Source organism: Rhizobium sp. LARHSG275 (genome assembly GCF_052871115.1).
In genome coordinates, this window is the sequence record NZ_JBIXJN010000006.1 from 115,960 (window position 1) to 137,167 (window position 21,208).

18 protein-coding genes and 3 pseudogenes are annotated in these 21,208 nt (G+C 61.8%); 11 read left to right on the forward strand and 10 right to left on the reverse strand.

Annotation, left to right across the window (positions count from 1 at the left end):
- Positions 1-23: 23 nt before the first annotated feature.
- Positions 24-1,082 carry a LacI family DNA-binding transcriptional regulator gene (locus tag ACIPSK_RS09345; RefSeq protein WP_162117492.1) on the forward strand — a complete coding sequence of 353 codons (1,059 nt, stop codon included), beginning with the start codon at positions 24-26 and terminating at the stop codon, positions 1,080-1,082.
- Positions 1,083-1,124: 42 nt separating this feature from the next.
- On the opposite strand, the gene ACIPSK_RS09350 is transcribed toward ACIPSK_RS09345, so the two are convergent.
- Entirely contained in the window at positions 1,125-2,141 is a 1,017-nt protein-coding gene (locus ACIPSK_RS09350) for a LacI family DNA-binding transcriptional regulator (RefSeq protein WP_162117493.1), read from the reverse strand.
- Positions 2,142-2,320: 179 nt separating this feature from the next.
- Here ACIPSK_RS09350 and ACIPSK_RS09355 point away from each other — a divergent pair, with 179 nt between their 5' ends.
- From ACIPSK_RS09355 to ACIPSK_RS09375, 5 genes are all read left to right on the forward strand, one after another.
- Positions 2,321-3,568 (forward strand): ABC transporter substrate-binding protein, encoded by a 1,248-nt coding sequence (locus tag ACIPSK_RS09355; protein WP_162117494.1) that lies wholly within the window; start codon positions 2,321-2,323, stop codon positions 3,566-3,568.
- 83 nt (positions 3,569-3,651) lie between these two features.
- Positions 3,652-4,575 carry an ABC transporter permease subunit gene (locus ACIPSK_RS09360; RefSeq protein ID WP_162117495.1) on the forward strand — a complete coding sequence of 308 codons (924 nt, stop codon included), beginning with the start codon at positions 3,652-3,654 and terminating at the stop codon, positions 4,573-4,575.
- On the forward strand, positions 4,575-5,444 hold the full coding sequence (locus ACIPSK_RS09365; RefSeq protein WP_162117496.1) for a carbohydrate ABC transporter permease: 870 nt from the start codon (positions 4,575-4,577) through the stop codon (positions 5,442-5,444). The genes ACIPSK_RS09360 and ACIPSK_RS09365 overlap by 1 nt, the downstream gene beginning before the upstream one ends.
- Positions 5,445-5,471: 27 nt before the next feature.
- Entirely contained in the window at positions 5,472-7,415 is a 1,944-nt protein-coding gene (locus tag ACIPSK_RS09370) for a glycoside hydrolase family 127 protein (protein ID WP_162117497.1), read from the forward strand.
- Between the two features lie 10 nt (positions 7,416-7,425).
- Positions 7,426-8,526: an ABC transporter ATP-binding protein gene (locus ACIPSK_RS09375; protein WP_162117498.1), complete on the forward strand. Its 1,101-nt coding sequence runs from the start codon at positions 7,426-7,428 to the stop codon at positions 8,524-8,526.
- 50 nt (positions 8,527-8,576) lie between these two features.
- Here ACIPSK_RS09375 and ACIPSK_RS09380 read toward each other — a convergent pair whose 3' ends face one another.
- The gene (locus ACIPSK_RS09380; RefSeq protein ID WP_162117499.1) at positions 8,577-9,488 is read right to left on the reverse strand and encodes a dihydrodipicolinate synthase family protein; all 912 of its coding nucleotides are present in this window, start codon (positions 9,486-9,488) and stop codon (positions 8,577-8,579) included.
- A 149-nt stretch (positions 9,489-9,637) separates the two neighbouring features.
- Here ACIPSK_RS09380 and ACIPSK_RS09385 point away from each other — a divergent pair, with 149 nt between their 5' ends.
- The gene (locus tag ACIPSK_RS09385; RefSeq protein ID WP_017968568.1) at positions 9,638-10,342 is read left to right on the forward strand and encodes a GntR family transcriptional regulator; all 705 of its coding nucleotides are present in this window, start codon (positions 9,638-9,640) and stop codon (positions 10,340-10,342) included.
- Between the two features lie 29 nt (positions 10,343-10,371).
- Here ACIPSK_RS09385 and ACIPSK_RS09390 read toward each other — a convergent pair.
- Positions 10,372-10,527 (reverse strand): annotated as a pseudogene (locus tag ACIPSK_RS09390) (alpha/beta fold hydrolase); the annotation flags it as partial.
- A gap of 148 nt (positions 10,528-10,675) precedes the next feature.
- Here ACIPSK_RS09390 and ACIPSK_RS09395 point away from each other — a divergent pair.
- Together ACIPSK_RS09395 and ACIPSK_RS09400 are read left to right on the forward strand one after the other, a co-directional pair.
- Positions 10,676-11,818 (forward strand): M24 family metallopeptidase, encoded by a 1,143-nt coding sequence (locus tag ACIPSK_RS09395; protein ID WP_162117500.1) that lies wholly within the window; start codon positions 10,676-10,678, stop codon positions 11,816-11,818.
- Between the two features lie 259 nt (positions 11,819-12,077).
- Positions 12,078-12,818, forward strand: coding sequence for a DUF4231 domain-containing protein (locus tag ACIPSK_RS09400; protein ID WP_162117501.1), 741 nt, complete (start codon positions 12,078-12,080; stop codon positions 12,816-12,818).
- A 90-nt stretch (positions 12,819-12,908) separates the two neighbouring features.
- Here the strand turns inward: ACIPSK_RS09400 and ACIPSK_RS09405 are convergent.
- Positions 12,909-13,061 (reverse strand): annotated as a pseudogene (locus ACIPSK_RS09405) (alpha-L-fucosidase); the annotation flags it as partial.
- Between ACIPSK_RS09405 and ACIPSK_RS09410 the strand changes: the two are divergent.
- Positions 13,049-13,241: pseudogene (locus ACIPSK_RS09410) on the forward strand (efflux transporter outer membrane subunit); the annotation flags it as partial. The pseudogenes ACIPSK_RS09405 and ACIPSK_RS09410 overlap by 13 nt on opposite strands.
- A 60-nt stretch (positions 13,242-13,301) precedes the next feature.
- Here ACIPSK_RS09410 and ACIPSK_RS09415 read toward each other — a convergent pair.
- The 6 genes from ACIPSK_RS09415 to ACIPSK_RS09440 are packed head-to-tail and all read right to left on the reverse strand — an operon-like array spanning position 13,302 to position 20,341.
- On the reverse strand, positions 13,302-14,138 hold the full coding sequence (locus ACIPSK_RS09415) for an HpcH/HpaI aldolase/citrate lyase family protein (protein WP_162117502.1): 837 nt from the start codon (positions 14,136-14,138) through the stop codon (positions 13,302-13,304).
- The gene (locus tag ACIPSK_RS09420) at positions 14,135-14,587 is read right to left on the reverse strand and encodes a MaoC family dehydratase (RefSeq protein WP_162117503.1); all 453 of its coding nucleotides are present in this window, start codon (positions 14,585-14,587) and stop codon (positions 14,135-14,137) included. The genes ACIPSK_RS09415 and ACIPSK_RS09420 overlap by 4 nt, the downstream gene beginning before the upstream one ends.
- The gene (locus tag ACIPSK_RS09425; RefSeq protein ID WP_162117504.1) at positions 14,587-16,452 is read right to left on the reverse strand and encodes an acetyl/propionyl/methylcrotonyl-CoA carboxylase subunit alpha; all 1,866 of its coding nucleotides are present in this window, start codon (positions 16,450-16,452) and stop codon (positions 14,587-14,589) included. Before ACIPSK_RS09425 ends, ACIPSK_RS09420 begins: the two co-directional genes overlap by 1 nt.
- Positions 16,453-16,459: 7 nt before the next feature.
- Complete coding sequence (locus ACIPSK_RS09430; RefSeq protein WP_446532919.1) at positions 16,460-18,070, reverse strand: carboxyl transferase domain-containing protein; 1,611 nt, start codon at positions 18,068-18,070, stop codon at positions 16,460-16,462.
- Positions 18,067-19,212: an isovaleryl-CoA dehydrogenase gene (locus ACIPSK_RS09435; RefSeq protein WP_162117506.1), complete on the reverse strand. Its 1,146-nt coding sequence runs from the start codon at positions 19,210-19,212 to the stop codon at positions 18,067-18,069. Before ACIPSK_RS09435 ends, ACIPSK_RS09430 begins: the two co-directional genes overlap by 4 nt.
- Positions 19,213-19,255: 43 nt before the next feature.
- Positions 19,256-20,341, reverse strand: a complete 1,086-nt coding sequence (locus ACIPSK_RS09440; RefSeq protein ID WP_162117507.1) for an AraC family transcriptional regulator — start codon at positions 20,339-20,341, stop codon at positions 19,256-19,258.
- An 82-nt stretch (positions 20,342-20,423) separates the two neighbouring features.
- Here ACIPSK_RS09440 and ACIPSK_RS09445 point away from each other — a divergent pair, with 82 nt between their 5' ends.
- On the forward strand, positions 20,424-21,191 hold the full coding sequence (locus ACIPSK_RS09445) for an SDR family NAD(P)-dependent oxidoreductase (protein WP_162117508.1): 768 nt from the start codon (positions 20,424-20,426) through the stop codon (positions 21,189-21,191).
- Positions 21,192-21,208 lie beyond the last annotated feature (17 nt).

Sequence of the window (21,208 nt, forward strand, 5' to 3'; positions counted from 1 at the left end):
ACCCGCAGCAAGCCAGAGATTTCATGCCAATCGAAGACAAACAAAAGCCGCAACGAAACGATCGCGTGACGATCCGGACCGTGGCAACTCACGCAGGCGTATCGGTCGCAGCGGTTTCCAAGGTGATGCGAAATGCCTATGGTGTCAGCGATGCGCTGCGCGCAAGGGTGATTGATGCCATCGAGGCACTCGCCTATCGCCCCTCGCGGGCGGCACGCGGGCTGCGTGGCCGGAGTTTCACCATCGGCGTGCTCCTGATCGATATCCGCAATCCCTTCCTTCCGGAGGTGATTGCCGGCGTGAACGAGGTGCTTGGACCTTCGCATTACCAGGCGATGATCGGCGTCAGCGATGCGCGCGTGCAGTTGGAGACGTCGTTGATCGAGTCGATGATCGACTACAAGATGGACGGCCTTATCCTTGTTGCGCCGCGTTTGCCCTCGGAGATTCTGGCGAAGTTCGCAGTCCAGATACCGATCGTCGCGGTCGGCTACCACGATGCCAGCGCCACGGCCTTCGATACCGTCAATGCCGACGATCAGCGCGGTGCGGAGATCGCCGTGGAAGCGCTTTTAGCCTGCGGCTATCGCGACATCGAAATGCTCAGCCTTGGCGAGCGCCAGGGGCACGCGGTCTCTGTCGTCCGCCAGCGTGAGATCGGGTTCCGCCGTGCGATGCAGCGTGGCGGGCTCGGCTCCTCGCCAGCGATCGGCAAAATTCCGATTGCTTCGCCAAAACGGGAAGAGGCGATGCGAAGGTTCCTATCGAGGAAGGATAGACCGCGCGCCGTGTTCTGCTGGAGCGATCTCGACGCGATCACCCTTCTGAGCTTGGCTATGGAGATGGGGGTGCGCGTGCCCGAAGACCTCGCCGTCATCGGATACGACAATTCGTCGACCGCAGCACTTGGCCTCGTCAATCTCGCAAGCATCGACCAGTCGGGCAGGGAGCTCGGCCAGATCGCTACCCGGGCCCTCATTTCCAGAATAGAAGGCCGTACCGCTTCCGAGCATATTTTCCAGATACCGTCGCTGGTCAGCCGCAACAGCCTGACCCGTCCTGGCAATTCCACGGACAGATAATAGCGACGACGGCCGGCTTGCCTGTGTTGCTTGCCGTCGTTTTCAGTCGGATTGAAGGGGGCTGCCGCAAGACTGCCGCACGACCAGGCGACACGGCAATCTGGTGATGCCGGCAGGGACCGGTTCACCCTTGGAGAGGCTGAGAATTGCCAGGCCGGCGCGATGGCCCAGTTCCTTCAACTCCATGTCGATGGTGGTCAGCGGCGGGCGCGTTTGCCGTGCGACGACCTCCCAATTGTCGAACCCGACCACGGCGACATCCGTGGGAATCTCCACATTGAGGTCGCGCAGCGCGTCGATGACGCCGCGGGCGATCTCGTCACTGCCGCAGAAGATGGCGTCGGGCTTTGCGCCGGGCCGGGCAAACACCGTCTGGACGGCTTCGTGACCCCATTCCTCCGACCACTCGCCGAACATCGGTTCGGCACCGTCGCCACAGGCGTCGAGATAGGATTGGGCGCGGATGCGAGCGGCGAGGTAATCCCGCGGGCCGGTGATGTGCAGGATCCGCGACCGGCCCAGTTCCTTGAGATGGTCGACGGCGAGGCGCGCCCCCTGTTCGTCGTCCGGAAAGAAAGTGACGCTGTCGGCCGGTCCCTCGGCAAAGACATAGACGACGGGTATCGGCAAGCGGGACAGCTGGACCGGCGGCTCGAGGTCAAGGCGCGTCGCGGTGAATATGATGCCGTCGACCCGCCTGTCGAGAAGCGCCTCCAGGTGCAGCTGGGCGAGCCTTGGATCATTGTTCGTGGCGCAGAGGAAGACGGACACGCCGTGATCGACGAGCACTTCCGACACCCCGGCCGCCATCGGCAGCGTCAGTCTGCCATAGGTGTCGTTGGTCAGCATGCCGATCGCATGGCTTCGCTTGCTCAGCAACCCACGGGCGAGTGCATTGGGCCGAAACCCGATCTCCTCTGCCACGCGCCGGACCCGTTCGCGCGTCTCCGCATTCGTCCGGCCGGTGCCGTTCAGCGCGTTCGACGCCGTCGAAATGCTGACGCCCGCAGCCTGCGCCACGTCGTAGATCGTCCGTCTCCGATCACCGGTATTCTTCAAACCACGCCTCGTCTTCAATTGATGCTAAAAGCTTTTAGCAGAAAAAATCGTGCTGTTAAAAGGTTTTATCAGTCGCGCGCCAGATTTATGCACACAGACTGTCGACACCAAAAAAATTCTGATTTAACGTCCATTTCGTCCGAAGGCCTGGGGCCTGAACGAGAAAAAGGGGAACAAGCATGCTCCGACTGAAAACAACGATCACTGCTCTTGCGCTGCTGGCAAGCTCTTCTCTCGCCAGCGCCGAAGAAATCACCCTATGGGTGCGCACGTCCTCCGGCGCCGTCCTTCAGGGACTGGCCGACAAATATAACGCATCGCACTCCGACAAGGTCAACGTCACCCAGATCACGGCCGAGCAGATGGTGCCGAAGCTGGGTGCGGCAATTGCCGGCAGCGCGGCTCCTGACGGCGCCGTGCTCGACCTGATCTATCTACCGACCTTTGCCGCGGCGGATGGGCTTGAGGATATCTCCGACTTCGTGAAGGGCCTGCCCTATTCCTCGGCCATGAGCCCGTCCCACATCCGTCTTGCCACCTATGACGGCAAGATCTACGGCGTGCCGGCACTGCCGGATGCCTCGATCATCGCCTACAATACCGATCTCTTCACCAAGGCCGGCCTCGACCCCAACAAGGCGCCGGCATCGATGGAAGAGATTGCCACTGACGCCAAGAAGATCGCCGCGCTCGGCAACGAGACCTACGGCTTCTATTTCGTGGCGAATTCGGGAAGCTGGCTGATCTACGACTTCCTGCCGCATCTTTGGGCCGCCAATGCCGATGTGCTGAGCGATGATGGCCGTAGCGCCACCGTCGATACGCCGGCGCTGCGCGAGACCATCGCCGCCTATCGCGATATGTGGAAGGCTGGTGCGATCCATCCGACCTCGCGGTCGGGCAATGGCAACAATGCCGTCGAGGCCTTCGCCTCGGGCAAGGTCGGCATCCTGATGACCGGCTCCTACATCGTCAATCTGCTGACCAGCAAATATCCCGACGTGAAGTTCGCCGTTGCGCCGATCCCGGGGCCGAAGGGTGGTGCATCGAGCTTTGCCGGCGGCGACACGCTGTCCCTGATAAAGGGCATCAGCGACGAGAAGAAGAAGGTCGCGCTCGACTTCGTCAATTTCTACATGCAGCCCGAGCAGCAGGTCTATATCACCCAGGAATCGGGCATGCCGTCGCGCACCGACCTCGCCGCGGAAGCCTATGCGAAATTCGACCCGCGCAATCTCGTTGCCTATGATATCCTCGCCAAGGCGCGCACGCCCTACACTTTTTCGTCCGATGAACTCTTCGTCAGCCGCACCGGTCCCTTCCTCAATCTGATCCAGGGCACGATCTTCGGCGACGACGTCGACGGAACGATCGCTAAAACGCAGGCCGACTTCACCCGTATCCTCGAACGCACCAATCCGAACTGAGCCCGATGGGCTTCGGCAGGGTATCTGTGGATACCCTGCCGTTCCCTCCACGTCTCGACATTCAAACGGAAGGAGGAGTTGCGGTGATATCCTCGACACTTCGCAACCGGAGGCGCGCAGTCGCAACCGGAGAGCCCGAGCCGAAGGGTTGGCTTGGCCTTGCCTTCATCCTGCCGGGCTTGCTGTTCATCGTCGTGCTCTTCCTCGTGCCTCTTGTCATGACGATCTGGATGAGCTTCTACAACTGGCCGCTTCTCGGCCGGACGAAGTTCATCGGTTTGTCCAACTATGCCGAGCTGATCAGCGACACCCAGCTCTGGCATTCCCTGGCTTTCACGCTGCTCTACACGGTGCTCGTCACGGCTGCGATCTTCCTGGTGGCCTTTCCCCTGGCGCTGCTCGTCGACCGGCCGCTGCGGATCGCCGGCTTTTTCCGCACGATCTATTTCATGCCTGTTGTCATCGGCTTCGGGGCGGCCTCGACATTGTGGATGTGGCTGCTCAATCCCGATAGCGGCGTCTTTGCGCAGTTGTTGCGCAGCGCGGGCATCATCGACAGCGCGCCGAGGCCGCTCGAAAGTTTCTGGCCAGCACTCGGCGTCGTCATCCTGATGGTCGTCTGGAAAACAGCGGGCTTCACGATGATCATTCTCCTGACCGGCCTTCAGAGCATATCGAACGACGTTATCGAAGCCGCCAGGATCGACGGCGCCGGCGTCTGGGGCCGGTTTCGCCGGATCACGCTGCCTTTGATGAGGAACTCGGTGGTGCTGGCGCTCGTCCTCAACGTCACTTCATCGATGCTGGCCTTCGACCAGTTCTTCATCATCACTCAGGGCGGCCCTGAGAACAGCACGATCTCCGCGGTCTTCTCGATCTATCTCGCGTCGTTCTCATCCTACCGTCTCGGTTATGGCTCGGCGATCTCCTTTGCCCTGCTCGTCGTCCTGGTGGCGATCAGCGCAATCCAGTTCGTCCTGCTGCGCCAGCGGCCGGAGGAGGGTTGATGGAACGGCTCAACCACAATCTCGCAGCGAAGCCGGCGAGCGAGCGGCTCGGTTATCTCGCTTTCGTTCTGACGGCATGCGTCTTTGCCATCTTCTTCGTGATGCCGATCGTCTGGTCCTTTGCCAATTCCTTCAAGCCCGCGGCCGCAGCACTTGCCGATCCGGCAGCGCTTTTCTCGAAGGCATTCTCCCTCGAGAACTACCGCCGCCTCGAGCATGTCGGCGCCGGCTGGTACGTCTATGCCGGCAATTCGGTGCTGATCGCGGCCGGAACGGTGATCCTGACAGTGCTCGTCGCGGTGCCGGCGGGATACGGCTTTTCGAAATTCCGCTTTCCCGGCCAGTCGCTGCTCTTCGTGCTGATCATGGCAACGATGATGATCCCGTTCCAGTCGATCCTAACGCCGCTTTTCCTGATCCTGAAAGTCTTCCGGCTGCAGAACAGCCTTCTCGGGCTGGTGCTGATCTACGTGACCTTCCAGCTTCCTTTTTCCGTCTTCATGATGCGCAATGCCTTCGATGCGGTGCCGAAGGCGCTGATCGAGGCGGCGCGGATAGACGGCGCGTCGCAGGCGACGATCCTGCGCCGGATCATGCTGCCGATCGCGCTTCCCGGTGTCGCCACCGTTGCGATGTTCGCCTTCCTGAATTCCTGGAACGAATTCCTCGCTGCCCTCATCTTTCTGTCTGATCAGAACAAGTTCACGCTGCCGATCATGCTGGTGAATGTTTCGTCGGGCATCTATGGCATCATCGACTGGGGCGCGCTTCAGGCCGGCATAGCCGTGACCATGGTCCCCTGCATCCTGCTTTTCCTTCTCTTGCAACGATATTACGTGCGCGGCCTGACGGCCGGGGCCGTGAAGTAACAGCGCTCGTCCCGCTCAGGAGTCCTCATGACCAGTTCACCTCGCTTTCAACCGGCACGCGCTGCGGGACGGCAGCGATACAGGCCTGCCGACCATTCCGGTGTCGTATTTGATGGCGGTTTCTGGCAGAGCTGGACGGAGACGGTTCGCATCGTCACCATCCCGACACAGCACAAGCGGCTGGAAGAGGAGGGCTTCCTCGAGGTGCTCGATTTTGACAAGCCGGCCGGGCCGCTGGTGCGCCCGATCCAGCCGAGCGGACTGTCGATGCAGCATTTCTTCGATTCCGATTTCGGCAAATGGATCGAGGCCGCAAGTTACACGCTGAAGGCTCACCCGAATGCTGCGCTTGAGGCGAAGATCGATGCTATCGTCGAAAAGCTCGAAAAAGGGCAGATGGCCGATGGCTACGTCAACAGCTGGTTCATTCGCCGCGAGCCGGACAGGCGCTGGACCAATCTGCGCGACCTGCACGAGATGTATTCGATGGGCCACTTGCTGGAAGGGGCCGTCGCCTACTACGAGGCGACGGGAAAGCGCCGTTTCCTCGACGTGATGATCCGCGCAGTCGACCATATCATGGAAACCTTCGGTGCCGAGCCCGGAAAGCTCAGGGGTTACGATGCCCATGAGGAAATCGAGCTGGCGCTGGTCAAACTCTACCGTGTGACGCGCGATCCGCGGCATCTGAAGCTTGCGACCTATTTCGTCGACGAACGCGGCCGGATGCCCTCGTATTACGACGAGGAGGCTCGCAGGCGCGGCGAGAACCCGGACGATTACGTCTACAAGACATATGCCTACAGCCAGGCCCATATGCCGGTGCGCGACCAGCACCAGGTCGTCGGACACGCGGTTCGCGCCATGTACCTCTTTTCTGCGATGGCGGATCTCTCCCGTGAGAACGACGATCCGACATTGAAGGAGGCCTGCGACCGGCTCTTCGACAACCTGGTCGGCCGCCAGCTCTACGTGACCGGCGGCCTTGGCCCCTCGGCATCCAATGAAGGGTTCACCCGGGAATTCGACCTGCCGAACGAGACGGCCTATGCCGAGACATGCGCAGCCGTCGCGCTCGGCTTCTGGAGCCATCGCATGGCGCAGATCGATCTCGACGGCAAGTTCACGGACAGGCTGGAAACGGTGCTCTACAACGGCGCGCTTTCCGGCATCTCACGCGACGGTGAACATTATTTCTATGAGAACGTCCTTGAAAGCCACGGGCAGCACCGTCGGTGGAAATGGCATTACTGCCCCTGCTGCCCGACCAACATTGCCCGTTTCATCACGTCGCTCGGCCAATATTTCTATTCGACTGATGATCATGAGCTCGCCATCCATCTCTACGGCACCAATTCCGCCGAGCTGACAGTCGGCGACAGCTTCGTGCGCTTGATCCAGGAGACGCAATATCCCTGGGATGGCGACATCAGCCTGCGGTTCGCCGTCGAGAGGCCAAGCCGGTTTCAACTTCGTCTTCGCATCCCCGGATGGTGCAGGCAGGCGCAGATCTCGGTCAACGGCGTTGCCGTCGATCTCGATCAATGCGTGACGAAGGGTTATGCCGCAATATCAAGGGAATGGCGCAATGGTGACGAGGTCCGCATTGGCTTCTCGATGCCGGTCGAGCGTATCTACGCCCATCCTGCCGTCTCCGAAGACGGCGGACGCGTCGCGCTGCGGCGCGGGCCTGTCGTCTATTGCATCGAGGAGACGGACCTCGGCGGCGAGCCGCAGCGGCTCCGCTTGCCGGCATCTGAGGAAATTTCTGCCCGTTACGATGCCGCGCTTCTCGGCGGAGCGACCGTCCTCGAAGGCACCGCGCTCGAAGCCGATATCGCCGATTGGCAGAATGCGCTCTATCGCACCGCGCCTCCCTCGCTGAAGGAGCGGCCCTTCACGGCGATCCCCTATCACCTCTGGGCCAATCGCGAACCCGGAGCGATGGCGATCTGGTTGCAGGAGGTCTAGGAGAAAAACCATGGCACGGCTGTTACTCAAGAGCATCGTCAAATCCTATGGCATCTACGAGGCCGTGCGCGGCATCAGCCTTGACATCGAAGACAATGAATTCGTCGTTTTCGTGGGTCCGTCGGGATGCGGAAAATCGACGACATTGCGCATGATTGCGGGTCTCGAACACATCACCGGCGGTGAGATCGTCATCGGCGACCAGGTCGTCAACCGGCTCGGCCCGGGCAAACGCGATATCGCCATGGTCTTTCAGAACTACGCGCTCTATCCGCACATGACGGTACGGGAGAATATTTCGTTCTGCCTGGAGCAGCAGAAGCTCGCCAAGAGCGAGATCGATGCGCGTATCGTCAGGGCGGCGGAAACCCTGCATATCAGCGAGCTGCTCGGCCGGCGCCCGGGCCAGCTTTCGGGCGGCCAGCGTCAGCGCGTCGCGATGGGCCGCGCGATCGTGCGGAACCCGAAAGTCTTTCTCTTCGACGAGCCGTTGTCCAACCTCGATGCCAAGCTTCGCGTGCAGATGCGCACGGAGATCAAGCGGCTGCACCAGCTGTTGCCGACGACGACCGTCTACGTGACGCACGACCAGGTCGAGGCGATGACCATGGCGGATCGTGTCGTGGTGATGAATGGCGGCATCATCGAGCAGGCGGGGCCGCCGCAGGCGCTCTATCATCGTCCCGTCAGCCAGTTCGTCGCCGGCTTCATCGGCTCGCCGTCGATGAATTTCCTGTCCGCGACGCTGCTATCAGGAGAGAAGGGTCTCGTCGTCAAACTGACTGACGGCAGCGAGCTTGCCGTGCCGGGAGCGCGCGCCGGCGACTATGCCAGCCATGCCGGCAAACCAGTGGTGTTCGGGATCCGGCCGGAATCGATCACCGACCGCCAGGCCCGTCCTGGTTATGCCGACATCGAAGCCAAGATTGATCTTGTGGAGCCTCTCGGGCCGGAGACCATGGTCTATTTCGCGATCGGCGAGGCAAGTCTTTGCGCCTGCATCGATCCCGAGAGCGGGCCCAGGCCGATGTCAACGATGCCGCTCTCGTTCAACATGAACCAGATGCATCTGTTCGATCCGGCGACCGGCCGGTCGCTGGCGCTTGCCTGAACAGCAAACACGGAAAAGGCCGGCAACCGCGGGGTTGCCGGCCTCGTTGATCAGGCAGCCTGACGGATCTTCGAAGGACGAGTGGCAGCAGCCTTCTCGACCATGGCGGTGACTTCGGCGCGGCGGGCGCCCGAAAGCGGCAGGCGCGGCAGGCGGACGCGCTCGGAGCCGCGGCCCATGATCTGCTCGGCAAGCTTGATCGACTGCACGAGATCGTGTTCGGCATCGAGGTGCAGAAGCGGCATGAACCAGCGATAGATCTTGCGGGCCTCTTCCCAGTCGCCGCGTTCGGTGGCGGCAACGAGCTGCACGGATTCCTCCGGGAAGGCGCTGGTCAAGCCCGAGACCCACCCCTTGGCGCCGAGCATCAGGCCTTCAAGCGCGACGTCGTCGAGACCTGCGAAGATATCGAAACGATCGCCGAATTCATTGATGAGATCGGTGAAGCGGCGCGGATCCGGCGCACTTTCCTTGACCGCCTTGATGTTCGGCACGTCGGCAAGCACCTTCAGCACATCGGCGCCGATGTTGACGCGGTAGGCCGGCGGATTGTTGTACAGCATGATCGGCAGCGAGGTCGCTTCGGCGACGGTGCGGAAATGCGCGATCAGCTCTTCGGGCTTCGGCACATAAACCATGGCCGGCAGCAGCATCAGGCCGTCGGCGCCGAGCTTTTCGGCGTCGCGGGCGTAGGCGACGGCGCGGCGCGTGTCGAATTCGGACACGCCCGTCACCACGGGAACGCGGCCATTGACGACCTCGACTGCAGCTCTCAGGATCGTGCGCTTCTCCTCGGGGTCCAGCGAATTGTTCTCGCCACATGTGCCCATGACGATCAGCCCGTTGACGCCATCGTTTACAAGCGCGTCCTGGACGCGCTGGGTCGAGGGCAAATCAACGGAAAGATCATCGTTGAACTGTGTCGTTACGGCGGGAAATACGCCCTTCCATCCTGTGGTCATTGATCGAGCCTCGTTGAAACTAGTTGCCTTATATACAAACTGTCGACAAGATTCAATGATGTGAGCTTACAAATTTGAAGCCCCGAAGACCGACATTGCGAGAATCGGCCAAAACGAAATACAAGGCTCTAACGAAAGAGGGCGGACAAATGCGGAACGACGCGGAAAATGTGCGGGTGCGCGGCTCTGGCACGCAGAGCGTCTATGTGACGCTCAGGCAGGAAATCCTGTCGATGGCGCTGGAACCCGGCAGTCCGCTCGACGAGGTGCGGCTGTCGGAACGTTTCCGGATGTCGCGGACTCCCATTCGCGAGGCGCTGTTGCGGCTCGCTGCCGACGGGCTCGTCACGACGCTGCCGAACAGGAACACGATCGTTGCGACGATCGATTTCGCAAGCCTGCCCACCTATTTCGAAGCGCTGACGCTGATGTACCGGGTGACGACGCGCGGCGCGGCGCAACGGCGAAACGGCGAAATCATGAAGACCGTCCGCCGGCATCAGAAGGACTTCGCCGAAGCCGTTGCCGCGCGCGATGCCTATGCGATGATCGAGGCGAACCGCGAATTTCACGTCGCGATCGCCGAACTTGCCGGCAATTCCTATTACACGGCCTTCTTCGCCAGGCTGCTCGACGAGGGCCGCCGTATCCTGCGCCTTTACTACTCGACATTCGACGACCGTCTGCCGCGCCAGTATGTCGACGAACACGAGGAGATCATCGCCGCGATCGAGGCCGGTGACGTCGAGCGGGCCGACCGGCTGGCGATCGCCCACGCCGGGCAGATCGTCCGCCAGATCCAGGAATATATCGCCCGCGACCTCGACCGGCCGGTGGCGATCAGCATGTCCTGACGCGACGAGAGCAATGAACCGTTGGAGCCTCAGGAGGCGAGGGGGCCGCCTTGCTCCCTGACCAAGGTCATCATCCGGCGCAGGACAGCCGCCGACTGGCAAACACCGTCATGCTCGAATTCGTTGGTCACCACGTTGGCGACGTGGCGGGCTGTTTCGAGCGAAAGCCCGGCACGTATCAGCATGCCCGGTCAGGTGTATTCGGCCGCCATCGTCATCTCCTCATTTTTCATGTCGACATATTGCCTACAGCGGCATTAGTGTCGGTTCAAGATCCCGCTGCAAGGCGAGGGTTTCATCGATCTGGAAGCGCAGGAAAAGCAGGAAAACAACATGTCGTGGCAGCATACGGTACCCCGCATAACTGAGGACGAACGGCAGAACCGCCTCGCCAGGCTTCGCACAATGATCGAAGCCGAAGGATTGGCTGCGGTGCTTCTTGGGCCGACCGAAAGCCTGCATTACTTCACGGGGCTGGTCTGGCATCCGAGCGAGAGGTTCCTCGGCGCGCTCGTCACGCCCGCGACCATATCCTACATCGTTCCAGGGTTCGAGCGCAGCCGTGTCGAAACGCTGCCGCATCTGCCGGGGGAAATCCTGGTCTGGGAAGAGGAGGAGAGCAGCGCCGCTCTCATCGCCCGCCTTGTTGCCCAGGGCGGCAGACTTGCCCTCGACGATGGTTTGCCGCTTTTCTTCTATCATGCATTGGCAGCGGAGATGGGCGCGGCGAGGCTTGCCGATGGCGGGCGGCTGATCCGCGACCTGCGTTGCATCAAATCGGCCGCGGAGATTGCCCTCATTCAGTATGCGATGGACCTGACGCTTGACGTACACAGGCAAGCGCATGGCCTCTTGAAGCCGGGCATCAAATCATCCGAGGTGGTCGATTTCGTCGACCGGCAGCATCGCCAGGCCGGCGCCGATGCCGGCTCGACATTCTGCATCGTTTCCTTCGGCGCGGCGACCTCGCTTCCGCATGGCGCCGACGGCGATCAGGTCCTTGGTCGTGACGACGTCATTCTCATCGATACCGGCTGCCGGATCGACGGTTATCATTCCGATATCACCAGGACCTATATGCTGGAGGGCGGCGAAAGTGCGTTCGAACGGGCCTGGTGGATCGAGCGCGAGGCGCAACAGGCCGTCTTCGACGCAGCCCGGATCGGTGCCGCCTGCTCGAGCCTCGACGATGCGGCCCGCAAGGTGCTTGCCAAACACTCCCTTGGCCCCGACTATCGCCTGCCAGGTTTGCCGCATCGCGCCGGTCATGGCCTCGGGCTCGAGATCCATGAGGAACCCTATATCGTTCGAGGCAACGACGCGCCGCTTGCCGCCGGCATGTGTTTTTCCAACGAACCGATGATCGTCTTCCCCGGGAAATTCGGGATTCGGCTGGAAGACCATATGTACATGACCGCCGAGGGACCATGCTGGCTGACCAATCCGGCGGCGGGACCGACCGAGCCATTCTCCTGAGCGGGGCACCATCTCCTGCCCGCTCTCGTCCGGCAGATCCAGGAATATATTGCCCGCGATCTCGACCGACCGCTGGCGGAGGCTACCCGAGCCTGAACGTTGGCGATATGGCGGGGGCCGTTTCGCGGCATCGGACATATCGACCGGATCGCGGGTAGCCTGCAATTCGATCTATCAAGTAATTCGTCACAAACGTTACTTGCTTTCTGACGTGCTACAAGGTTGACTGTGGTTAATCTACAGTCTCGAGGATAGGACGATGGACCTGCTCAGAAAGGATGAGGATGACTCGGCCCAACTTCGGAAACTGACACTGAATGGCAGATATAGAAATATGGCGGCGATGCTTTCGATAGCAGTGGTTGTCTTTTCTGTATTCTTGGTATCGCTTGGCGCATTAATTGAATTTTTTCAACCTGAGTTTTTTCCAAACGTCATTCTCGATGACGTCCCTTTGCACTACATCGCCTGGTTCATGATTACCTTCGGGATAACTATCGCTATCATCAACGTAATTCTGGCGGCAAGACGAGAGATCGATCAAGCGAGAGCAGAAAAGATGCTCCCATCGGATATGGTCGAGATCAAAAGGCAGGCTTTGCGTGACCTGCGGACGCATCGAAACTGGTATGCGCGATCCTCCAGGGTGAATCAGTATCTCTGGAATTTTCTCACATTGGGGATCATCGTTTTGAGCGGCCTCTCTTCATTATTTTCGGCTTATGGCACGGTTATCCCCCAATGGCTCCCAATGGCGACCTCTGCGCTCGTGGCGCTTTTCGGCACGATAATCGTTCAATTCCGCATCCGGGACGTCTGGCAATTGAGAGAGCAGGGAAGGATCGAAGCGGAGATGCTCGTCGCCGAGGCTCATCTCATTGACATAACGGATGAGCTGGCGACGCTCAAACAGGCAGTCGCTCTTAGAAAGCGCGCTCATGCGCTGGAGATGAAGCAGCTCAACCAGTTCTTTGTAGGGACCACCGGAGCCAATCCCTGAGCCCTTTGTCGGCATCCAGTGGCGAGACCGACCGAGCCGTTCTCCTGAGCGGGCACTATCTTGCCCGCTCGGGTAGCCAGTTCACCCGCGCTATTCCTGAATGCCAGCCGCGCTCCCTAGCTTGAGCTTGAGCTCGATGACAGGGACCACGATCTGAGTTGGGCGCACCGGCAGGACGAATGTCAGTTGATCTTCGCCGACGGGGAACTGGGTGTTCGCCCACAAGGGTTTCGCAGCGTATGACCATCGGCACCACGAACACGATAGGCGGCGAGGCCAGCCTTTCCTGGCTGCTCGACTTCTTCGGCCAATATCGTCGCTCCAAGGAGAGTGCGATTGCCTCGCTGGGGCGCCGCCTATGCAACGGCCGACAATGCAAAGCTCGCCTTCCCGAAAGACCTGGTCGAAAGCTATATCGACGCCCCGAGCCAACGGCGAAGTCAGACTAATTGGCCGAAGACAGTCAAGCGAGCGGCTTGCTGGCTATCGGCCCGCTGTCCCGAGGATGCGGAGTGCAAGCTTGAGGTGCGGCAGGTCCAGCATGCGTCCGTCGAACTGGATGACGCCCGCGTCGGGCTTGGCGGCGAAGGCGGCAGCGACTTTTTCCGCCCAGGCGATCTCGGATGCATCCGGCGTGAAGGCGTGATTGATCGTTTCGATCTGGCTCGGATGGATGGCCATCATGCCGGAAAAGCCGTCGCGCCGGCCTCGGCCGACATAGGCCCTGAGACCGTTGAGATCATGGAAATCGGGATAGACGGTGTCGATTGCCGGAACGGCAGCGGCATGGGCTGCGAACAGCGTGAGCGAGCGGGCAAGCTCGTAAGGCGGCGTGTAGCGGCCATCCGTCCTGCGCGCGGTCGTAGCCCCCATCGCGGCAGACAGATCCTCAGCACCCCAGGTCAGGCCGCAGAGGCTGCTCGCGACATCCCGGTAGCTGCCGACCTCGAAGATCGCGGATGGCGTTTCGGTTGCGATCGGCAGGATGGGAACTGCAGATGCAAGAGAGCCTGCGAGTTTCAGCACCGAAGCGGCGCCCTCGGCCTTCGGCAGCACGATCGCGAAAGGATGAAGGCCGCTCAAAGCGGCAAGGTCGCCTTCGAATTCTGGCGAGGCGAGGGGATTGATGCGGATCAGGAGAGGGGTCTCGCCGGCATGATGCAAGACGAACTCGTGCACGCTCTCGCGCGCTTTCGCCTTGTTTGAGGGCGCAACCGAATCTTCCAGGTCGAGAATGACGGCATCGGCGCCTGAGGCGAGCGCCTTCTCGAAACGCTCCGGCCGGTCGCCGGGCGCAAAGAGCAGCGAGCGCAGCCTCATGACGGCTTCATCTTCAGCATTGCCGTGCGCAGGCATTGGCAGACGGTCTCGCCGCGCTGGTTCAGGGTGATATGCCGGAAGGTGACGATGCCGGCATCGGGGCGGGAGTTCGAGCGACGCAGCTCCATCACCTCAGTTTCCACCCGCAGCGTATCGCCGATGAAGACCGGTTTCGGCATCGTCACCTTGTCATAGCCGAGATTGGCGACGAGCGTATTGAGCGTGGTGTCGCCGACCGAAAGGCCAACAGTGAGGGCAAAGGTGAAGGTGCCGTTGACGACGATCCGGCCAAATTCGGTGCCTGTGGCATAATCGGCATCGAGATGCAGCGGCTGCGGATTGTGGGAAAGCGTCGTGAACAGCAGATTGTCGGTCTCGGTGACCGTGCGGCGGATGTCGTGGGCGATGCGGTCGCCGACCGTCCACTCGTCGAAATAACGGCCGGCCATCAATCCTGCTCCTTCACAATGCTGACGACCAGCTGGTTTTCCGAGACCCTGAACCCCGAGGAAACCTGCAGCTTTTCGACGATGCCGTCGAAGGGCGCACGTAGAGAATGTTCCATTTTCATCGCTTCGACCGTCAGCAGGCGGTCCCCCTTGGCGACACGATCGCCTTCGGTGACATCCACCGAAATAACGAGGCCGGGCATGGGCGAAAGGATCGCGCCATCGCCGGCACCCTGACTTGCCTCGACTTCGCTTGCGAGCGGCAGGCTGATCGGCCAGGCATTGCCGGCGTCGAAAAGCACCATGGTTTCACCGATCGTGACGGTATTTGCCTCAAGCTCCGGACGTGATTGCCCCCAATGGAGGTGATCGCCGATACGGATGCGCACCCGCTTGTCATCCGCACCGGCGATGCGGAACCCGGTGAGCGCGGACCAGGGATCACCATCGGTGTCCTTTAAAAGCGCCGTCGCCGCGCTATCGATTGCGGTTTGGTTCGGCTCCATCGCCACCAGGCTATCGCCATGGCGGTCGAGGAAGCCGGTATCGATCCGCGCGGCGCGAAAATCCGGGTCGACGGCGATGCAGGCAAGCAGGCCGGCATTGGATTTGACCGGCCAGACCTCGATGCCGGCGCAGGCGGCTGCGAGCTTCGAAAGTGCGGCCTCGCGGTTCGGCCCATGGGCAATGATCTTGGCAATCATCGGGTCATAGAAGGCGGTGATCTCGTCGCCTTGCTCGACGCCGCTATCGACGCGGATTGTTTCTGGTAGGCTGAGATGTTCGAGCCGGCCGGTCGAGGGCAGATAACCGGCGGCAGGATTCTCGGCATAGAGCCGGGCTTCGAAGGCCCAGCCGTTCATGGCGATCTCGTCCTGGCTTTTCGGCAGCGGCTCGCCGCTAGCGACCTTCAACTGCCAGAGCACCAGATCCTCGCCAGTAATTGCCTCGGTGACCGGGTGTTCCACCTGCAGGCGAGTGTTCATCTCCATGAACCAGATGCGATCTTCGCGAAGGCCTTCCGAGGCATCGGCGATGAATTCGATGGTGCCGGCGCCGACATAATTCACCGCTCTTGCGGCTTTCACCGCCGCATCGCAGATCACTGCCCGGGTGGCGGCATCGAGGCCGGGGGCAGGGGCCTCCTCGATGACCTTCTGGTGACGGCGCTGCAGCGAACAATCGCGTTCGAAAAGTTGAACGCAATTTCCGAGCTTGTCGGCGAAAACCTGCACCTCGATATGACGCGGATTGGCGATATAGCGTTCGATCAACACGCGGTCGTCGCCGAAGGCGGCGGCCGCCTCACGGCGACAGGAGGCGAGAAGTTCGGCGAAATCTTGCGGGCGTTCGACGCGGCGCATGCCCTTGCCGCCGCCGCCGGCGACCGCCTTGATGAGCACGGGGTAACCGATGGTATCCGCCTCGGCCGCCAGCCTCTCTTCGCTCTGGTCCGCGCCCATATAGCCCGGCGTCACGGGTACGCCGGCCGCCTGCATCAATTCCTTCGCCGCGTCCTTAAGCCCCATCGCCCGGATGGCAGCCGGCGGGGCCCCGACCCAGATGATGCCGGCCTTTTCTACCGCTTCGGCAAATCCGGCATTTTCCGAAAGGAAACCGTAGCCGGGATGGATCGCCGCAGCGCCGGTTTTCCGGGCGGCCTCGAGGATGCGGGTCTGCGAGAGATAGCTTTCGCGGGCCGGCGAGGGGCCGATGGCGATCGCCTCGTCCGCCTCCCTTACGAAGGGCAGGCCGGCATCGGCCTCGGAATAGACGGCGATCGTGCGGATGCCGAACATCTTGGCGGTGCGGATGATGCGGCGGGCGATTTCGCCCCTGTTGGCAATGAGAAGACTTTCCAACATTGGCGCCTCACATCCTGAACAGGCCGAAGCGCGGCCCTTTCGGGATCGGCGCGTTCAGGCAGGCGGAAAAGGCAAGGCCCAGCACATCGCGCGTCTGGCGCGGATCGATGATGCCGTCGTCCCAGAGGCGAGCCGTGGCATAATAGGGATTGCCCTCGGACTCGTAGCCGGCGCGGATCGGCGCCTTGAAGGCTTCCTCCTCTTCAATAGGCCAATTCTCACCGCGCGCCTCCATGGAGTCCCGGCGGATCGTGGCAAGCACCGAGGCCGCCTGTTCGCCGCCCATCACGCTGATGCGGCTGTTCGGCCAGGTGAAGAGGAAGCGCGGGCGATAGGCGCGGCCGCACATGCCGTAATTGCCGGCGCCGAAGCTGCCGCCGATGATGACCGTGACCTTCGGCACGCTCGCGGTCGCAACCGCCGTCACCAGCTTTGCCCCATCCTTGGCGATGCCGCCGGCCTCATAGCGGCCGCCGACCATGAAGCCGGAGATATTCTGCAGAAACAGCAAGGGTATGCGGCGCTGGCAGGCGAGCTCGATGAAATGCGCGCCCTTCAGTGCGCTTTCGGAAAACAGCACGCCGTTATTGGCGATGACGGCGACGGGCATGCCCCAGATGCGGGCGAAGCCGCAGACCAGCGTGGCGCCGTAGAGCGGCTTGAATTCATGCAGTTCCGAACCATCGACGATCCGGCCGATGACCTCGCGCACATCATAGGGCGAGCGAACATCCTCCGGGATGAGGCCGCAGAGATCCTCGGGATCGAGTTTCGGCGGTCGTGGCGGTTGGAGGTCGATATCGACTGATTTCACGCTGTTGAGGGTGGCTGCGATATCGCGAACGAGCAGCAGCGCATGTTCGTCGTTTTCGGCGACATGATCGACGACGCCGGAGCGGCGGCCATGGGTTTCGGCGCCGCCGAGCTCTTCGGCCGAAATGATCTCGCCGGTCGCGGCCTTCACCAAAGGCGGGCCGGCGAGGAAGATCGTGCCCTGATTGCGCACGATGACCGTTTCGTCGGACATGGCGGGCACGTAGGCACCGCCGGCGGTGCAGCTTCCCATCACGCAGGCGATCTGTGGGATTCCCTCGGCCGACATCTGCGCCTGGTTGTAGAAGATCGCGCCGAAATGATCGCGGTCGGGAAAGACCTCGGCCTGATGCGGAAGATTGGCGCCGCCGCTGTCGACGAGGTAGATGCAAGGCAGGCGGTTCTGCAGCGCGATCTCCTGCGCCCGCAGATGTTTCTTCACCGTCATTGGGAAATAGGCGCCGCCCTTCACCGTCGCGTCATTGGCGACGATCATCACCTCGCGGCCGGATACGCGGCCGATACCGGCGATGACGCCGGCGCCTGGCGCCTCGTCATCATACATGCCGTTGGCGGCCAGCGTGCCGATCTCCAGGAACGGGCTGCCGGCATCGATGAGCAGTTGGATGCGATCGCGCGGCAGCAGCTTGCCCTTGCCGGTATGGCGCTTGCGCGCCGTTTGTGATCCGCCCTCGCGCGCTTTCGCCGAACGATTGTGGAGTTCGTCGATCAGGGCTTTATTCTTGCTGGCATTGGCCTTGAAGCCGTCGCTGTCGCGATCGATCGCAGTCGAAATCACCGTCATGACGCAATGAGCTCCCGGCCGATCAGGTAGCGGCGGATCTCATTGGTGCCGGCGCCGATATCGTAAAGCTTGGCGTCGCGCAAAAAGCGTTCGACCGGCCATTCCTTGGTATAGCCGGCGCCGCCGAGCGCCTGGATCGCCTCCAGCGACACTTTCACGGCATTCTCGCTGGCAAAGAGGATCGCAGCAGCTGCATCGGTGCGCGTCGCGCGGCCGGCATCGCAGGCGCGAGCGACGGCATAGACATAGGCGCGCGCCGAATTCAGCGCGACATACATGTCGGCGATCTTGGCCTGCATCAGCTGGAAATCACCGATCGGCTTGCCGAACTGCTTGCGATCGCGCACATAGGGCAGCACGACATCAAGGCATGCCTGCATGATGCCGAGCGGCCCGCCGGCAAGCACGGCGCGCTCGTAGTCGAGGCCGGACATCAGGATCTTCACGCCTTCTCCCTCGCGGCCCATCAGCGCCTCGGCCGGCACCGCGCAATCCTCAAAGACCAGTTCGGCCGTATCGCTACCGCGCATGCCGAGCTTGGAGAGTTTTTTCGAGACGCTGAAACCAGGCAAGCCTTTTTCGATGATCAAGGCTGAAATGCCTTTCGGGCCGGCTGCGGGATCGGTCTTGGCATAGACAACAAGCACATCGGCATGCGGCGCATTGGTGATCCAGAACTTGGTGCCGTTCAGGATATAGCGGTCGCCCTTTTTCTCGGCACGCAACCGCATGGAGACGACATCGGAACCGGCGCCGGCTTCCGACATGGCGAGCGAACCGACATGTTCGCCGGAGATCAGCTTCGGCAGATAGCGGCGCTTCTGCTCCGGCGAGGCCCAACGGCGGATCTGGTTGACGCAGAGATTGGAATGGGCGCCGTAACTGAGCCCCACGGAGGCCGAGGCGCGCGAAACCTCTTCCATGGCGACGACGTGCTCGAGATAACCGAGACCGGCGCCGCCGAATTCTTCTTCGACGGTGATTCCATGCAAGCCGAGCGCGCCCATCTCAGGCCAGAGCTGGCGCGGAAACGTGTTGCTTTCGTCGATCTCCGCAGCCAGCGGAGCAATATGATCGGCGGCAAACCGCGCCGTCGTTTCACGGATCGCGTCCGCGGTTTCGCCGAGCGAAAAATCAAACATGGCATTCCTCCCGCTGAAATATGTAGCGCGGGTTGCGGCGGGTTCAAAGTGCCCTTGATTGCGATGGCTCATCCAATTGCGAGAGAGCTTCCTCCCGGCGAAAGGCTTCGGGGCTCTTGCCCATCCATTTGCGGAAGGCCCGGAAGAAGGCGCTCGGCTCGGAATAGCCGAGCTGCACGGCAATCTCACCGATGGTCATCGACGTGTTCAGCAGCAATTCGACGGCGAGATCGCGGCGGATGTCGTCCTTGATGGCGGCATAGCTTTGCCCCTCGTGATGCAGACGGTGGCGGAGCGTGGAGGAGGGCAGGCGCATATCGGCGGCAAGCTCCGCAAAACTCCGCCACATGGCAGGCGTTGCCTGGTTCAGGCGGCGGCGGACGGCGGCGGCAATGCCGGCATCATAGCGGTAGCGCACCAGAATATTGGCGGGTGCGCCGCGCAAGAATTGCTTCAAGGCCTGTTCACTGCGTGAGATCGGCAGATTCAGCAAGGCGCTGTCGAAGCCGAGCCGGCTGATGGCTTGCGAGAAACGCACCGGGGCGCCGAAGAAGAGCCGGTAGTCGGCCCCTTGTTTGGGTTCCGCGCAGCGGAAATCGACGAGCCGGATCGGAATGCGCCGGCCGACAAGCCAGCAGATGATGCCGTGCAGGATGATCCAATAGGTGCGGTAGGCGAAGGCCGAACGCGGGCCGCCGGCGTCGCTGAGTTCGACCTCGGCCAGGCCATCGCGGATGACGAGCCGTCCACGGGGATCGTCGAGCACAACGTCGAGGAAGCGCAGCGCCCGGCGGAGCGCGTGACCCAGCGTTGGCGCATGCAGGACAGAGTGGCAGAGCAGCGTGAAGCTGCCGCTGCGCATCGGCCGCGCGCCCATGCCGAAGAATTCATCGTCGAGTTCGGCAGCAATCGCCAGCCAGAGCGCGCCATAGGTCTCTGCCGAAACCGGCTGATCGACCGTGCACGCCAGGCCGACGCGGGCAAGGACCGGCGCCGTCGGCTTGCCGAGCCGCCGCAGGCTGTCGAGTGCCTCCTCTACGAAGCCCGGCGCGATCATCCGTCGCTCTATCTCGGCCATTCTATCCTCGCTGTGGCAAAACTGGCCGAAATTATGGAGCAGTTCTGTCATCGCTTGCAATAGGTGGAGCGAATAGAATCGTATCCGTCGGTTGCGCTTGGAGGGGGTGCGGTCGGCAGGGAGGAAGAGATTCATGCTGATCCGTGGAGCAAGTTTCATCGTGACCGGTGGCGGCTCCGGCTTGGGTGCGGCAACAGTGCGCGCGCTTGTGGAGGCCGGCGGGCGTGTGACGATTGCCGATCTCAATATGCAAGCGGGCGAAGAGATTGCACGGGAATTCGGAAGCGATGCCTGCTTCGTCAAGGCCGATGTGACCGATGGCGAGGAGGGAGCCGCGGTGGTTGCCGCTGCCGTCGAAGCCTTCGGCAGCCTGCGCGGATTGGTCAATTGCGCGGGCGTGGCGCCGGCCGAAAAGGTGATCGGCCGCGACGGGTCGCACCGTCTGGAGAGTTTTGCGCGCACGGTCGGCATCAATCTCATCGGCACGTTCAACATGATCCGGCTGGCCGCCGCAGCGATCCAGACGACCGAGCCGGATGCGGAAGGCGAACGCGGCGTTATCGTCAATACGGCCTCGGTTGCCGCCTTCGATGGCCAGATCGGCCAGGCAGCCTATGCCGCCTCCAAGGGTGGGGTGGCGGCGATGACCTTGCCGATCGCCCGCGAGCTTGCCCGTCACGGCATTCGCGTCGTCGCGATCGCGCCCGGCATTTTCGAGACGCCGATGATGGCTGATATGCCGGTCGAGGTTCAGGCGGCGCTCGGCAAGAGCGTGCCCTTTCCACCACGGCTCGGCCGGCCTGCGGAATTTGCCGGGCTGGTGCGCCATATCTTGGAAAACAACATGCTGAACGGCGAGGTCATCCGCCTCGACGGCGCATTGCGGATGGGCGCGCGCTGAGCGCGTTGCCCAGAGGA

What these genes read in the sequence shown, in the direction of transcription:
- ACIPSK_RS09345 (WP_162117492.1), top strand. Translation starts at nt 24, where the DNA reads ATGCCAATCGAAGACAAACAAAAGCCGCAACGAAACGATCGCGTGACG.
- ACIPSK_RS09355 (WP_162117494.1), top strand. Translation starts at nt 2,321, where the DNA reads ATGCTCCGACTGAAAACAACGATCACTGCTCTTGCGCTGCTGGCAAGC.
- ACIPSK_RS09365 (WP_162117496.1), top strand. Translation starts at nt 4,575, where the DNA reads ATGGAACGGCTCAACCACAATCTCGCAGCGAAGCCGGCGAGCGAGCGG.
- ACIPSK_RS09370 (WP_162117497.1), top strand. Translation starts at nt 5,472, where the DNA reads ATGACCAGTTCACCTCGCTTTCAACCGGCACGCGCTGCGGGACGGCAG.
- ACIPSK_RS09375 (WP_162117498.1), top strand. Translation starts at nt 7,426, where the DNA reads ATGGCACGGCTGTTACTCAAGAGCATCGTCAAATCCTATGGCATCTAC.
- ACIPSK_RS09380 (WP_162117499.1), bottom strand. Translation starts at nt 9,488, where the DNA reads ATGACCACAGGATGGAAGGGCGTATTTCCCGCCGTAACGACACAGTTC.
- ACIPSK_RS09385 (WP_017968568.1), top strand. Translation starts at nt 9,638, where the DNA reads ATGCGGAACGACGCGGAAAATGTGCGGGTGCGCGGCTCTGGCACGCAG.
- ACIPSK_RS09395 (WP_162117500.1), top strand. Translation starts at nt 10,676, where the DNA reads ATGTCGTGGCAGCATACGGTACCCCGCATAACTGAGGACGAACGGCAG.
- ACIPSK_RS09400 (WP_162117501.1), top strand. Translation starts at nt 12,078, where the DNA reads ATGGACCTGCTCAGAAAGGATGAGGATGACTCGGCCCAACTTCGGAAA.
- ACIPSK_RS09415 (WP_162117502.1), bottom strand. Translation starts at nt 14,138, where the DNA reads ATGAGGCTGCGCTCGCTGCTCTTTGCGCCCGGCGACCGGCCGGAGCGT.
- ACIPSK_RS09420 (WP_162117503.1), bottom strand. Translation starts at nt 14,587, where the DNA reads ATGGCCGGCCGTTATTTCGACGAGTGGACGGTCGGCGACCGCATCGCC.
- ACIPSK_RS09425 (WP_162117504.1), bottom strand. Translation starts at nt 16,452, where the DNA reads ATGTTGGAAAGTCTTCTCATTGCCAACAGGGGCGAAATCGCCCGCCGC.
- ACIPSK_RS09430 (WP_446532919.1), bottom strand. Translation starts at nt 18,070, where the DNA reads ATGACGGTGATTTCGACTGCGATCGATCGCGACAGCGACGGCTTCAAG.
- ACIPSK_RS09435 (WP_162117506.1), bottom strand. Translation starts at nt 19,212, where the DNA reads ATGTTTGATTTTTCGCTCGGCGAAACCGCGGACGCGATCCGTGAAACG.
- ACIPSK_RS09440 (WP_162117507.1), bottom strand. Translation starts at nt 20,341, where the DNA reads ATGACAGAACTGCTCCATAATTTCGGCCAGTTTTGCCACAGCGAGGAT.
- ACIPSK_RS09445 (WP_162117508.1), top strand. Translation starts at nt 20,424, where the DNA reads ATGCTGATCCGTGGAGCAAGTTTCATCGTGACCGGTGGCGGCTCCGGC.